The 13,519-nt window shown below is 39.7% G+C and carries 12 protein-coding genes; 2 read left to right on the forward strand and 10 right to left on the reverse strand.

Going from position 1 to position 13,519, the window contains the following annotated elements; translation table 11 throughout:
- Nucleotides 1-80: 80 nt before the first annotated feature.
- From asnS to HW271_RS06460, 3 genes are all read right to left on the reverse strand, one after another.
- Complete coding sequence (asnS, locus tag HW271_RS06450; RefSeq protein WP_195183783.1) at nucleotides 81-1,424, reverse strand: asparagine--tRNA ligase; 1,344 nt, start codon at nucleotides 1,422-1,424, stop codon at nucleotides 81-83.
- Between the two features lie 150 nt (nucleotides 1,425-1,574).
- Nucleotides 1,575-2,753, reverse strand: coding sequence for a pyridoxal phosphate-dependent aminotransferase (locus tag HW271_RS06455; protein ID WP_178895336.1), 1,179 nt, complete (start codon nucleotides 2,751-2,753; stop codon nucleotides 1,575-1,577).
- Nucleotides 2,750-3,238 (reverse strand): DUF5590 domain-containing protein, encoded by a 489-nt coding sequence (locus HW271_RS06460; RefSeq protein ID WP_178895337.1) that lies wholly within the window; start codon nucleotides 3,236-3,238, stop codon nucleotides 2,750-2,752. The genes HW271_RS06455 and HW271_RS06460 overlap by 4 nt, the downstream gene beginning before the upstream one ends.
- 261 nt (nucleotides 3,239-3,499) lie before the next feature.
- Here HW271_RS06460 and HW271_RS06465 point away from each other — a divergent pair, with 261 nt between their 5' ends.
- The gene (locus HW271_RS06465) at nucleotides 3,500-4,048 is read left to right on the forward strand and encodes an NADPH-dependent FMN reductase (RefSeq protein WP_178895338.1); all 549 of its coding nucleotides are present in this window, start codon (nucleotides 3,500-3,502) and stop codon (nucleotides 4,046-4,048) included.
- A gap of 42 nt (nucleotides 4,049-4,090) precedes the next feature.
- On the opposite strand, the gene HW271_RS06470 is transcribed toward HW271_RS06465, so the two are convergent.
- Nucleotides 4,091-5,281, reverse strand: coding sequence for an O-antigen ligase (locus HW271_RS06470; RefSeq protein WP_178895339.1), 1,191 nt, complete (start codon nucleotides 5,279-5,281; stop codon nucleotides 4,091-4,093).
- A 211-nt stretch (nucleotides 5,282-5,492) separates the two neighbouring features.
- On the opposite strand from HW271_RS06470, the gene birA reads away from it, so the two are divergent.
- On the forward strand, nucleotides 5,493-6,428 hold the full coding sequence (birA, locus tag HW271_RS06475; protein ID WP_178895340.1) for a bifunctional biotin--[acetyl-CoA-carboxylase] ligase/biotin operon repressor BirA: 936 nt from the start codon (nucleotides 5,493-5,495) through the stop codon (nucleotides 6,426-6,428).
- A gap of 59 nt (nucleotides 6,429-6,487) precedes the next feature.
- Here birA and HW271_RS06480 read toward each other — a convergent pair whose 3' ends face one another.
- From HW271_RS06480 to HW271_RS06505, 6 genes are all read right to left on the reverse strand, one after another.
- Nucleotides 6,488-7,678, reverse strand: coding sequence for an acetate kinase (locus tag HW271_RS06480; protein ID WP_178895341.1), 1,191 nt, complete (start codon nucleotides 7,676-7,678; stop codon nucleotides 6,488-6,490).
- A gap of 49 nt (nucleotides 7,679-7,727) precedes the next feature.
- On the reverse strand, nucleotides 7,728-8,681 hold the full coding sequence (locus HW271_RS06485) for a class I SAM-dependent methyltransferase (protein WP_178895342.1): 954 nt from the start codon (nucleotides 8,679-8,681) through the stop codon (nucleotides 7,728-7,730).
- A gap of 96 nt (nucleotides 8,682-8,777) precedes the next feature.
- Nucleotides 8,778-10,385, reverse strand: a complete 1,608-nt coding sequence (locus HW271_RS06490; RefSeq protein ID WP_178895343.1) for a CTP synthase — start codon at nucleotides 10,383-10,385, stop codon at nucleotides 8,778-8,780.
- Nucleotides 10,386-10,664: 279 nt separating this feature from the next.
- On the reverse strand, nucleotides 10,665-11,240 hold the full coding sequence (gene rpoE / locus HW271_RS06495; RefSeq protein WP_006150244.1) for a DNA-directed RNA polymerase subunit delta: 576 nt from the start codon (nucleotides 11,238-11,240) through the stop codon (nucleotides 10,665-10,667).
- A gap of 177 nt (nucleotides 11,241-11,417) precedes the next feature.
- The gene (locus HW271_RS06500; protein ID WP_178895344.1) at nucleotides 11,418-12,617 is read right to left on the reverse strand and encodes an ABC transporter permease; all 1,200 of its coding nucleotides are present in this window, start codon (nucleotides 12,615-12,617) and stop codon (nucleotides 11,418-11,420) included.
- Nucleotides 12,614-13,507: an ABC transporter ATP-binding protein gene (locus HW271_RS06505; RefSeq protein WP_178895345.1), complete on the reverse strand. Its 894-nt coding sequence runs from the start codon at nucleotides 13,505-13,507 to the stop codon at nucleotides 12,614-12,616. Before HW271_RS06505 ends, HW271_RS06500 begins: the two co-directional genes overlap by 4 nt.
- Between the last annotated feature and the right edge of the window lie 12 nt (nucleotides 13,508-13,519).

The following is a 13,519-nucleotide window of genomic DNA, read 5'->3' on the forward strand; positions in this document are numbered from 1 at the left end:
AGTACGGCAAGGTGAAGCTGACGTAGTTTGAATTTGATTTTCGAAGAGTATAAAAACGCCAGACGGCGTTTTTATGGCTATTAAGGTTTGATACGGTGCAACATACGTGGGAATGGAATAGCCTCACGGATGTGTTTTGTACCAGCTGCGAAGGTTACCATACGTTCGATACCGATACCAAATCCACCGTGTGGAACTGTACCGTATTTACGAAGGTCAAGGTAAAATTCATACTCTGTACGATCCATACCAAGAGATTCCATCTTCGCTACAAGGGCATCGTAATCTTCCTCACGCATGGAGCCACCGATGATTTCTCCGTAACCTTCTGGTGCGAGCAAGTCTGCACAAAGTACGCGATCTGGGTTACCAGGGACTGGCTTCATATAGAAGGCCTTGATATCTGCTGGGTAGTTCATGACAAAGGTTGGTACACCAAAGTGGTTTGAAATCCAAGTCTCGTGTGGTGAGCCGAAGTCATCTCCATGCTCGAGATGTTCATAGTCAGCGTCTTCATCATTTTCATGCTCTTGCAAGAGATCAATGGCTTCATCGTAAGTGATACGTTTGAATGGCTCTGCAATGTAGCGTTTCAAGAGCTCTGTATCACGTTCCAAGGTTTCCAAGGCTTGAGGGGCACGATCAAGAACACCTTGAAGCAAAGCTTTTACATAAGCTTCTTGCAAGTCAAGTGACTCATCATGTGTCAAGTATGAATACTCAGCATCCATCATCCAGAACTCAGTCAAGTGACGACGAGTCTTAGATTTTTCAGCACGGAATACTGGACCAAAGTCAAAGACACGACCAAGGGCCATAGCACCAGCTTCCAGATAAAGCTGACCTGATTGGCTCAAGTAGGCTGGTGTTCCAAAGTAGTCCGTTTCAAACAATTCAGTTGAATCTTCCGCCGCATTTCCTGAAAGAATTGGGCTATCAAACTTCATGAAGCCATTTTTATCAAAGAACTCATAAGTTGCATAGATAATAGCATTACGGATTTGCATGACAGCTACTTGTTTGCGAGAACGCAACCACAAGTGACGGTTGTCCATCAAGAAGTCTGTTCCGTGTTCTTTTGGAGTGATTGGGTAATCTTGAGATTCACCGATAACTTCGATGTCTGTAATATCCAACTCGTACCCAAATTTAGAACGCTCGTCTTCTTTAACAATCCCTGTCACAAAAACAGAAGTTTCTTGGCTTAGGCGTTTGATGGTGTCAAATTTTTCAAGACCTACTTCTTCTCCAAATTTTTCGATAAAGTTTGGTTTAAAAGCTACACCTTGGAAAAAGGCTGTTCCATCACGCAATTGCAAGAAAGCAATTTTCCCTTTTCCTGACTTGTTAGCAACCCAAGCACCGATAGTCACTTCTTGGCCAACGTAGTCTTTTACTTCGATAATTGTTACACGTTTTGTCATCATTTATCTTCCTTTATTCGTTTAACTTGTCCAAAGACATTATTACTCATTATTGTACCACAAATAATGGCTGATAGCTAGCTAGTTTGATAGAAATTCATAAGTTTTTAGCTACAAAAACCTCCGTTATTAAGACAGAGGTTAAGCTTCTTATTTTTCCATAAATTGGTGCAAACGACGAATGGCTTCCTTAAGAGTTTCCAAGTCTGTCGCATAGCTGAGGCGGACATTTTCTGGTGCTCCAAATCCAGCTCCTGTTATCAAGGCTAGCCCCACCTCTTCAAGGATGGCCGTTGTAAATGCTGTTACATCGGTATAACCTTTCATCTCCATGGCTTTTTTGACATTTGGGAAGAGATAGAAAGCTCCTTGTGGTTTGACAACCTCAAAGCCAGGAACTTCACACAAGAGTGGATAGATAGTATTCAAACGCTCTTCAAAGGCTTGGCGCATGATTTCTACAGAATCTTGAGGTCCAGTTAGCGCTTCAATCGTTGCATATTGAGACACTGCTGTCAAATTTGAAGTTGTTTGACCAGTCAATTTGCTCATAGCAGCAATAATTTCTGGATCACCTACTGCATAACCAACACGCCAACCAGTCATAGCGTATGCCTTAGACACTCCATTGATGACAATGGTTTGTTTACGAATAGCTTCTGACAGACTTGAGATTGGGACGAACTCATTCCCATTATAGACCAAACGACCATAAATATCGTCTGCAAGAATGAGAATATCGTGTTCAACTGCCCAGTTTCCGATGGCCAAGAGTTCCTCACGAGAATAAATCATTCCAGTCGGATTAGAGGGTGAGTTAAGAACCAAAACTTTGGTCTTACCTGTGCGAGCTGCTTCTAATTGGTCTACCGTCACTTTAAAGTGATTGTCTTCCTTGGCTTGAACAAAGACTGGAACACCTTCTGCCATCTTAACCTGATCCCCATAGCTAACCCAGTAAGGTGTTGGAATAATGACCTCATCACCTGGATTAATCACAGCCATAAAGAAAGTGTAGAGAGAGAACTTGGCACCTGTAGCAAAAGTGACTTCGTTTGCCGCCACAGAATAACCGTAATAACGTTCAAAATAGGTATTGACTGCTGCTTTTAACTCAGGCAAACCTGAAGCTACCGTATAGAAAGAAGCTCGTCCATCTCGAATAGCCGCAACAGCAGCATCTTGAATATTTTCAGGAGTATGAAAATCGGGCTGACCTAAAGTTAAGAAAAGAACATCTTTTCCTTCAGCCTTTAACTTCTTTGCTCTTGCATCACTAGCCAGAGTGACACTTTCTTCCATTTCTAATACACGCTTGGATAGTTTCATAGCTTCTCCTTTTCGATTAGGCTACCAGATTCAAAATCTACTAGATAATAGTCTCCTCCAGACTCGATTTCCCAGACGGGCTTATCAGCGTACCGCCCGAAAGTAATCTTGTCGATCTCAGTTGCTCCTTTTTCTCTGACAACTGCTTCTGCTTTTTCTTGAGAAGTACCATTTTCTAGTTGATATACGTAAATATTATTGCTACTTTTCTCTATTAAGACAGCAACTGGTTTCTGATTCTTATCTTGACCAAAAACACTATAATAGCTTTCTAAACCATTGAAGATATCAACCTGGCTAACCATTTCTAGATTTGCATACTGCTTGGCAAGTTTTTCCCCTTCGACTTTTGCAGTTTGATAAGGTTTCATACTAAGCCATACCAAATAGAGAAAGGAAGAAGTCACAACTAGAGCCAGCAAGGTTAGGCCAATAGTATACTGAAATAATAGGGAATTTTTTTCTTTTTTTTGTCTCTTTTTCACTCGTCTATTTTACCATCTATCCTAGTGAATTACAAGTGAATTAAGGGGGAGATTCTTGAACTCTAACCTACTTTCAGGCATTCAAATATAAGCTCCAACTATTGAGCTATAGGCTTTTCTTTATCTACAATCTCATGATTGATAGCTTCAAATTTAATACTTTTTATATTTTGAGCAAATTTCTTGCAAATGATTTTGCTTTGTTGTAACATATATTGTAACAACAGAGCAAATCTGAATAAAATTAAAAGGAGACATCCTATGTCTAAAAAAGTATTATTTATCGTTGGTTCATTACGCGAAGGTTCATTCAACCACCAAATGGCACTAGAAGCCGAAAAAGCTCTTGCAGGTAAGGCTGAGGTTAGCTACCTTGACTACTCAGCTATTCCTCTCTTTAGCCAAGATCTTGAAGTTCCTACACTTCCAACTGTTGCAGCTGCACGTGAAGCAGTTCAAGCTGCTGATGCTATCTGGATCTTCTCTCCAGTCTACAACTTCTCAATTCCAGGGACTGTAAAAAACTTACTAGATTGGCTTTCACGCGCAATTGACTTATCTGACACTCGTGGAGCATCTGCTCTTCAAGATAAGATTGTTACGGTATCTTCTGTAGCTAATGCAGGTCATGATCAACTCTTTGCAATTTACAAAGACCTCTTGCCATTTATCCGTACACAAGTTGTTGGTGAATTTACAGCAGCCCGTGTTAATGATTCTGCCTGGGCAGATGGTCAATTAGTCCTTGAAGATAGCGTCGCTGCTTCTCTAGAAAAGCAAGCTGAAGATTTACTTCAAGCTATTCAATAATAAAAAAGATAGTAGAAAATCTCATTTCTACTATCTTTTTGTTTATTCAACAAACTCTCCAATCATACTATGTTTTAATGGCAAACTACACATTACCAAAAGGAAGATGAAGGAGGATTGAATCCAAAAGAGGGCCAAATCAAAAATTCCATGCACAGCAACTACTGTTAAAAACGAAAGATAAAGACCAACAATCGGACGCTTGCTCGGCTCCTGACTCATATCGATTAATTTTCGGATTGGGTCTGAAGAGGCAATCCCTAATAATACCGTCCCTACTACACCGTAACTCAATATCGTATCAATGTAAATACTATGAGCATGTTCATGATAAGGAGCAAAAATACGAGGGTAAGAGTGCATATAGGTTAGGGGACCCTCACCCCAGAAGGGGTTTTGTTTGAATAAGGTCATACCCGCATTCCAGATAGATACTCGTTCTTCCATAGATGAATCGAGCGTTCCCATTCGAACTCCCAAATCACTCGAGAAGAGGAAGGCTAGACCAACACCAAATACTCCAATACTGAGCCAGAAGGCACGCCAGTTTTTAATGGTTGTGAAAAGATAAATAATCGCACCAAAGATAATGGCTGGAAAAGCTGTTCTATTTTGAGTAAAGTTGAGTCCAAACAAATTCGCAAAAATCGCGATCACTGAGAAAATTCTCAACCATCTCAATTTAGTTGTACTAATTAAGTAAAATCCAATCATAATACAGAAACAACAGATAATCCCATAATAATTAGGATTAAAGAAGGCTACCTCTGCACGGTTCTGATGCCAGACCTGCATCTTAGGTGATAAGAAAGTATAATCAAATTTCTTTACAATCTGAAAGTGCTCTAAAGCTGCGAAAACTGATGCTAGCACACTAAGCGACATAACCGATTGCAATACTAATCTGAAAAACTTAGGGGTTAAATGAGCTTGGTAATAATAAAAGAAAATTGCAAAGAGGAACATTCCTAAAGTGGAAACCATCCCCATCACATTTTGAGCTAAAAGAGAGATAACACCACTATAGCCAATAAATAAAAGCAAAATGGCATGATTAGAGAGTCGTTTTAGAATTCCCTTCATTTCTCCTGTAAAAATTAGACCTATTAAATAAGCGATAAAAATGATGATGAAAATATAAAAAGGCAAGAAAATACTTAGAATAACTGCTAGCAAGACTAGTTCTTGCTTAGACAAGCCTTTCAATTTTTCAATAATACCTATTGATTTCACAACAGATCCTTTCTCTCTGCGCTATAATGCACAGATATATAAACTATTAAAACATTTTACCATTTTTCAAATGATTTGAAAACCACTTTGTCCATGGCACCCTAACTAAAACTAGGTAAAATTTTATAGTGGGTGAAGATATCTCTTAAACCACGCATCCTTTTTTAAAAATATGGTACAATAAATCTAGTTGTTTCAGAAAGGACCTAGTATGAAATCCTACCAAGAAGTTTACAAAATCTTAGCTCATGAAACAGATTATTTAAGCGGAGAGAAAATCGCTGAAATATTAAACCTCTCTCGCACCTCTGTTTGGAAGGCTATCCAACGCCTCCAACAAGAAGGTTTAGAAATTGACAGCATCAAAAACCGTGGTTACAAACTTCTTCATGGTGACCTAATCTTACCTCAAGAAATCGAAAACAACAGCCCCATTACTGTTCAATATAAACCTATCACCAAATCAACCCAGAGTGATGCCAAGGAGGCTATGGAAGCTGGTGCCAAAGGAGATACACTCTACCTTTCAACTAGCCAAACGATGGGCCGTGGTCGATTTCAACGCCCCTACTACTCTCCAGACAAAGGGGGAATCTATATGTCTCTCCACCTCAAACCCAATCTTTCTTATCTAGATTTACCAGCTTATACACTCTTAACTTCAGCTGCTATTTATAAGGCTGTTAAAAATTTGAGCTTGATTGATTTAGACATCAAATGGGTAAATGATCTGTATCTAAATCAGAAAAAAATAGCCGGTATTCTAACTGAAGCCATCACTTCTGTCGAAACCGGCCTTGTCACAGATGTTATTATTGGTGTTGGTATCAACTTTTCTATTGCTGATTTCCCAAAAAACTTACAAGGGAAAGCTGGAAGTCTCTTCTCTCAAAATAGCCCAATCACTCGCAACGAGTTGATTGCAGAAATCTGGAAATGTTTCTACGAAACAGAGGCTGATGAGCTGCTTTACCTTTATAAAAAGCAATCAATTGTTTTAGGAAAAGAAATTTCCTTCAAAAAAGATCAAGAAATAATCACGGGAAAAGCGTGTGACATTTCGGATCAGGGCCAACTGCAGATAGAATTAGCAACTGGTGCAAAAATCTGGCTCAACAGTGGTGAGGTTTCGCTTACCAAATGGTAAACACTCGTCAACAACATAAAAATCGACCTCTCTATCGAGAAGGTCGATTTTCTTATCGTTTATTTTTTCAAACGTTCCACATCACGCGCAATAACAAGTTCTTCATCAGTTGGGATGACAAGAACACGAATTTTTGCAGCATCTGTAGAGATGTCTCCAGTTACACCAAAAACATTTTTCTCTGAATCTACATCACAACCAAACCAAGAAATACCTGAGATGACTTTCTCACGGACAAGCGTTGCATTTTCACCAACACCAGCAGTAAAGATGATAGCATCAGCTCCATTTAGGACTGCCAAGTATTGGCCAATATGTTTTTGGATACGGTCAACATACATTTCAAAGGCCAAAGCAGCATCATGATCCCCTGCCTCCATTGCAGCAATCACATCACGCATATCACTAGACTTGCCTGAAACACCCAGCAATCCTGACTCACGATTAAGAATACGACTGATATCCTCAGGCTTGTTAAAGTCCTCTGTATATTGCATTAAATAAGGAATGATAGCTGGGTCAATATCCCCTGTACGAGTTCCCATCATAACACCACCAAGTGGAGTGAATCCCATTGATGTATCGATTGATTGACCACCTTTAACAGCTGTGATAGAAGCACCATTACCGATATGGCACGTGATCAATTTCAACTCTTCAAGTGGACGGCCCAATAGTTTTGCTGCTTCTTGAGCAACATATTGGTGACTTGTTCCGTGTGCACCGTATTTACGAACTTTGTTTTCTGTATAGTACTTAGTTGGTAATGGATAACGGTATGCTTTTTCTGGCATTGTTGTGTGGAATGATGTATCAAAGACCGCTACACTTGTGATATCTGGCAACAATTCTTTGAAGGCACGAATACCAGCAGCATTTGCAGGGTTGTGCAATGGAGCAAGAAGTCCTAGCTCTTCAATTTTTTCCAAGACATCGCCTTCAACAACTGTAGACTCTTTGAAGTACTCACCACCTGCAACGACACGGTGTCCAACACCAGTAATCTCATCATAAGATTTAATAATATTAAAACGAATCAAGTCATCAAGCAAAATCTTAACAGCTAAGGTATGGTTTTCAATATCAAGAACTTGTTCTTCAGAACGACCATCAAATTTAACTGTAGAAACAGAATCCTTCAATCCGATTCGCTCAATCAAACCTTTTGCAAGTACCTTTTCTTCTGGCATTTGGTAGAGTTGCCATTTCAAGCTTGAGCTTCCAGCGTTAATTGCAATGGTTTTTGTCATAATGTTTCCCCTTTTTTAAGCGTTTTCAACTATTATATCAAAATTTATATTAGATTTCATGTTCTTGACACCAATTTTGAAAATTTTCCTTAAATTCCATCAAAATTTCAGGGTCACGAAGACTCGTAAGTGGATAAACAAATGGTTCAATCCCTTCTCCCGTCTTCTTCTGTAGAACAAAAATTGTTTTAGACTGAGCTCCGTGTGCAAAGAGATCCTCTGGTAAAGCTATGATTGCTACTAGTTGGGCTTTTTCAGTCAGCCATGATTTTAAAAGTTCACTCTGAGGGCTCGTCAAGAGGTCCGTTGGAGCTAGAAAAATCGCATAACCACCTGTTTTAAGATACTTGAGTGATTGTTCCATTAACAAATGATGAGCATAAGTATGTTCATTCTTAGCCGCTACTTGATAACGTGAGGCTGTCTGATCATCTGGATAGTAACCGACAGGCAGGTCGCTCACAATGATGTCACTTTCTTTTAATACTTGTGGACGCACTGCGTCTCCTTGGACAAAGCCCATTTGAAGATCCATTACTTCTGCCATGCTTGCCGCCAAGTCAATCAAGAGGTCATCAAGTTCTATTCCCAGGTAATCTATCTTTTTGTTCATAGACGTTAAGAAACTAGCTCCAAGAATTCCCATCCCAGATCCCAATTCCAATAAGCTCACATTTTCAGCAGGGAAAAGTTGTTCAATGATAAAAATCATCAAGTGACCAACCGCATCCGGTGTGAACTGGTGATTTGCTTGAAGAGGTTCTGTTTGCGCTGCCTTCATTAACAAAAATTGATAGGTCCGTAACCACTCCTCTTTTCGAAGTGCCAAACGTTTTAAGGCCTGGTTATTTTTTTTGACTTGCTCCAGAGCGGTTTGACCATCGAGATAGATCCCATTTTGTTCAATCAAGGCATCATAAAAGCTTGTCGCCAAATCGTTTTGAATGATTTGGACATTTTCTAGTAAATAGGTATATGCTTGTTCAATTTTTTCAAAATCCATAATCTTATCTTACCAAATTCAGAGCCGATTTTCCAGATTTTCATAATACTGAAAACAAATAAAAACCTCTGAGATGACTCTCAAAGGTTTATTCTACTATTTACTATTTTCAACAGCTGCTGTTACAAAAGCAGTGTAAAGTTCTTCTGGACGATTTGGACGACTTGAAAGTTCTGGATGGTACTGACAAGCCACAAAGAATTTGTTTTCTGGGATTTCAACAATTTCGACCAAGCGATTGTCTGGTGAAACACCTGAGAAGACAAAACCTGCTTCTTCGAACTGTTCACGGAAAGCATTGTTAAACTCATAACGGTGGCGGTGGCGACGTTGGACCACTTCTTTGTTATGATAAGCTGCTGCTGCCTTAGAACCACGTTTCAACTTAGAAGGATAAAGTCCCAAACGAAGGGTTCCCCCCTTGTCCTCAACATCAATCTGATCACGCATGATATCGATGATCGGATATTTTGTATCAGGATCAAGCTCTGCTGAATTAGCTCCTTCAAGTCCCAAAACATGACGGGCAAACTCGATACAAGTCAATTGCATTCCCAAGCAGACTCCCAACATTGGTACATCATTTTCACGCGCATAGCGAATCGCTTGAATCTTACCTTCTGTCCCACGTTGACCAAAACCACCTGGAACGATGATTCCGTCAGAGTCCGATAGGAGTTCTGCCACATTTTCAGCTGTCACATCATTGGCATTAACCCAATCAATCTTCACTTCTGCATCATTGGCATAACCAGAGTGTTTCAAAGCTTCAACTACAGAGATATAAGCATCTTGTAACTCGACATATTTACCAACAAGTGCAATCTTGACTTGTTTTTTGAGGTTCATAACCTTATCAACCATAGCTGACCATTCTGTCATATCTGCGGCAGGTGCATCAATCTTCAAATGGTCGCAGACAATTTGATCCATGCCTTGTGCTTGCAGATTAAGTGGGATTTGGTAAAGATGATCCACGTCCAAGGACTCAATAACTGCTTCTGGTGCCACATCACAGAACTGGGCTAGTTTATTTTTAATCCCTTGTCCAGCTGGCTTTTCAGTGCGGATAACCAGCATATTAGGCTGGATTCCCAAACCACGCAATTCTTTGACAGAGTGTTGAGTTGGTTTGGTTTTCATTTCACCAGCTGCCTTGAGGTAAGGAAGCAAGGTTGTGTGGATATACATGACATTATCTGCACCCACATCTGCCTTCATCTGACGAAGAGCTTCTAAGAATGGAAGGGACTCGATATCACCGACAGTTCCCCCAACCTCTGTAATAATAACATCAGAGTCTGTCGTTAAAGCAGCACGCTTGATTTTTTCTTTCAAGGCATCTGTGATATGAGGAATAACTTGGACAGTTGCACCCAAATACTCTCCACGACGTTCCTTACGAAGAACTTCGCTGTAGATTTTACCAGTTGTCACGTTTGAGTATTTGTTAAGATTGATATCGATGAAACGTTCATAGTGACCCAAGTCCAAATCTGTCTCAGCCCCATCATCAGTTACAAAGACTTCCCCATGCTGATATGGGCTCATGGTCCCTGGGTCTATATTGATATAAGGGTCAAATTTTTGAATGGTCACCTTCAAACCACGGTTTTTTAAAAGACGTCCAAGGCTCGCTGCAACGATACCTTTCCCAATAGACGACACCACTCCACCAGTTACAAAAATATATTTCGTAGACATAGATTCCTCTTTCTAAAATGCTCAAGTCCTGCTCACTAATAGGGGAGATAGGAAACAAGACCTTCATCAATAACCACAATCCAGGATAAAAATTCCCGGAAAAACAAAAATAGCTCCCTAATAACTAGGGAGCTCCGACCTCTAAAAGAGGTGCCCGAACAATATCTTACCTCAATTCGACTCATTTGTCAAATCAAATTGACTATCAGATTTTAGTATCTTACCTTCAAGTATGAACAATCATTAAAAAAACAAGGAAATTTCCCTTGCTTTTTTGTATTATTCTTCTTCGTCCTCAGAATCTTCGTCATCTTCTTCATTAAGATCGACATCTTCTCCAAGATCATCTGGTGCAATTTCGTTGATTTCAGCGTCGTATGCTTCTACTTCGTTCTTCTCATCATCTGGATTTTCATCATCATAAGAAAGAGCTGGATCTTCTTCGTAGGCATCTTCATCTTCTGGATCATCTGCGCCATAATCAATGGCATCAGCATCTCCGTCCATAAAGGCATTAACGCGTTTTTTCTTAGCTTTAGGTGCTACTTCTTCATCGTCACTTTCCTCAAGAGCAATGATTTCTTCATCAATTTCATCTACTCCATACCATGAACGAAGACCCCATTTGTTATCTCCAAGTGAGATAAAACTACCGTCAAAGTTCAATTCTGTATAGAACAAAGGTAGTGCTTCACGAATATCGCTATTAGAGGTACCAAGATAGTTTTGGATTTCATTAACCAAATCGCTAAAATGCATTTCGTGATCGCGACCACGGAGTTCCAAGATGGCACGAGCCACCTCAATCATAGATAGTTCACTTTTTTCTTGCCCAGCAAATACTTCTAATTCCAAAGCGTTTCTCCTCATTTTTTACTACTAACGCCAGAGCATATAAACTCTGGTCTCATTTTATCATGTACTCTTTATTGTACGATAATTTTCGTTATTAGTCAAAGGTTTAGAAGAAATTAATGTGAAATATTTCAGCTAATTGAAAGACCTGGGAGATACACTCTCAGGTCCACTACTTTATTTATAGCTCAAAGCTCGTTTAAAGGTTTTCCAGATGCCTAAGTCATCTGTTTGAAGAACTAAGCTAGCATACATACGGCCGATAAAGACTGTTGCAGTTACTGCAAAAATGACTGTTATAGCAAGCGAAATCCATGCTTCTAAACTACTTGCATAACCATTAATAGCTCTAAAAGGCATAAAGAAAGTTGAGATAAATGGGATATATGAGCCAATCCTCAAAACCAAATTATCTCCAGATGTTCCTAAGGCAGTTACTCCAATAAATCCTACCATAATTAAAAGCATCAAAGGCGACAAGGCTTTACCAGAGTCTTCAGGCCGAGAAACCATCGAACCTAGAAAGGCAGCCAAAACCACATACATAAAGAGACTGACTAAGACAAACAATAAGGTATTGACTGAAAAGGATTCTCCTAAGTGGTTTAAAATACCTGAATTTGCTAATAAGGGCATATCTTTAAAGAATAAGATTGCTCCAAGTCCGCCTACAATATAGATACCAATATGAGTCAAAATGACAAGAAGTAAGGCAATCATCCGTGCGTAGAAATAATGGCTAGCACGAATACTTGAAAATACCACTTCCATAATTTTTGTTCCTTTTTCACTAGCTACCTCTTGAGCAGTGACACTAGCATAGGTAATCAAAATCATATAAAGAAACAAACCTAGTCCTGCAGCCGCAAAGGTCTGAACCATCTTTTTATTTTCCTTGGCTTCATCTATCTGCTCTGTGAATTGAATTGTTTGCGCCAAACGTTTTTCCTGTTCCTGAGACAAATTTGCTTCTGAACGGTTGAGTTGGGATTGAAGTTCATTCAACTTAGCAGTCACAGCTAATTTAATGCCACTCTCTAGTGAAGTCTCTCCATAATAGACCGCCTTAAGTACACTATCTTCTTGATCAATGGTCAGATAACCTTTTATTTTCTCATCCTTGATGGCTTCTTGGGCACTAGCTTCATCCTTATAATCAAAGTTAATGCCATTTGTCGATTTGAGCTCCTCTGTTACAGCAGGGACCGAACTAACTACTGCTACTTTATTATTTTGAGCTAGAGAGGAACCTTGGAGATACCCAATTCCTCCAGACAAGCCGATAAAGAGAAATGGCGAGATTACCATAAAGAAAAAACTCCAGGATTTAACATGACGCAGATAGGTTTCTTTGATTACAACCAACATATTTCTCATACTTCCACCCCTGATTCTAGTTTAAAGATTTCATCAATTGTCGGAGCTTGCTGATCAAAGGTCGCGATATAGTGTCCTTGAGTCAAGATAGCAAAGAGCTCCTGTCCAGCATTTTCGTCATCTAGAATAAGCTTCCAAATTCCCTGCTTGGTCAAGCTAGCATGAATGACATGTGGGAGGTTTTCCAAGTCTTCCTGACTCTTTTCACTTGCAACAAAGAGTCGCGTTTTGCCGTATTGATTACGAACATCTTGGACTGGTCCATGCAAGACGACACGCCCATCACGAATCATAAGAATATCATCGCATAGCTCTTCGACATTGGTCATGACGTGGTCAGAGAAGATAATGGTTGCACCACGTTCTTTTTCTTTGAGGATGACCTGCTTAAGCAATTCGGTATTGACTGGATCTAGACCACTAAAAGGTTCATCTAGGATAATCAAATCTGGTTCATGCATTAAAGTAATGATTAGCTGAATCTTTTGTTGATTCCCTTTTGAGAGGCTCTTAATCTTGTCTGTCAGTTTCCCCTTGACTTCCAGTTTTTCCATCCATTGAGGGAGTTTTTCTTTGACTTCTTTTGCATCCATGCCTTTTAAGGTTGCAAGATAGCGCACTTGTTCGAGAACTGTCAATTTAGGCATGAGACTACGTTCTTCGGGTAGATAGCCAATCCGAGCATAGGTTTCCTGACGAATTTCCTGACCATCAAACTGAATCTCTCCCTGATATTCTAAAAATTTCAAAATACTATGAAAAATGGTTGTTTTCCCAGCTCCATTTTTCCCAACTAGACCTAAAATTCTTCCAGGCTGAGCTTGAAAGTCAACGCCAAACAAGACTTGCTTAGGACCAAAGCTTTTTTCAAGATTGCGGACTTCTAACATGTTCCACCTCCT

Source organism: Streptococcus sp. oral taxon 061 (assembly GCF_013394695.1).
In the GTDB taxonomy this organism is placed as follows: domain Bacteria; phylum Bacillota; class Bacilli; order Lactobacillales; family Streptococcaceae; genus Streptococcus.

What these genes read in the sequence shown, in the direction of transcription:
- HW271_RS06455 (WP_178895336.1), bottom strand. Translation starts at nt 2,753, where the DNA reads ATGAAACTATCCAAGCGTGTATTAGAAATGGAAGAAAGTGTCACTCTG.
- HW271_RS06505 (WP_178895345.1), bottom strand. Translation starts at nt 13,507, where the DNA reads ATGTTAGAAGTCCGCAATCTTGAAAAAAGCTTTGGTCCTAAGCAAGTC.
- asnS (WP_195183783.1), bottom strand. Translation starts at nt 1,424, where the DNA reads ATGACAAAACGTGTAACAATTATCGAAGTAAAAGACTACGTTGGCCAA.
- HW271_RS06480 (WP_178895341.1), bottom strand. Translation starts at nt 7,678, where the DNA reads ATGACAAAAACCATTGCAATTAACGCTGGAAGCTCAAGCTTGAAATGG.
- birA (WP_178895340.1), top strand. Translation starts at nt 5,493, where the DNA reads ATGAAATCCTACCAAGAAGTTTACAAAATCTTAGCTCATGAAACAGAT.
- HW271_RS06490 (WP_178895343.1), bottom strand. Translation starts at nt 10,385, where the DNA reads ATGTCTACGAAATATATTTTTGTAACTGGTGGAGTGGTGTCGTCTATT.
- HW271_RS06465 (WP_178895338.1), top strand. Translation starts at nt 3,500, where the DNA reads ATGTCTAAAAAAGTATTATTTATCGTTGGTTCATTACGCGAAGGTTCA.
- HW271_RS06500 (WP_178895344.1), bottom strand. Translation starts at nt 12,617, where the DNA reads ATGAGAAATATGTTGGTTGTAATCAAAGAAACCTATCTGCGTCATGTT.
- HW271_RS06485 (WP_178895342.1), bottom strand. Translation starts at nt 8,681, where the DNA reads ATGGATTTTGAAAAAATTGAACAAGCATATACCTATTTACTAGAAAAT.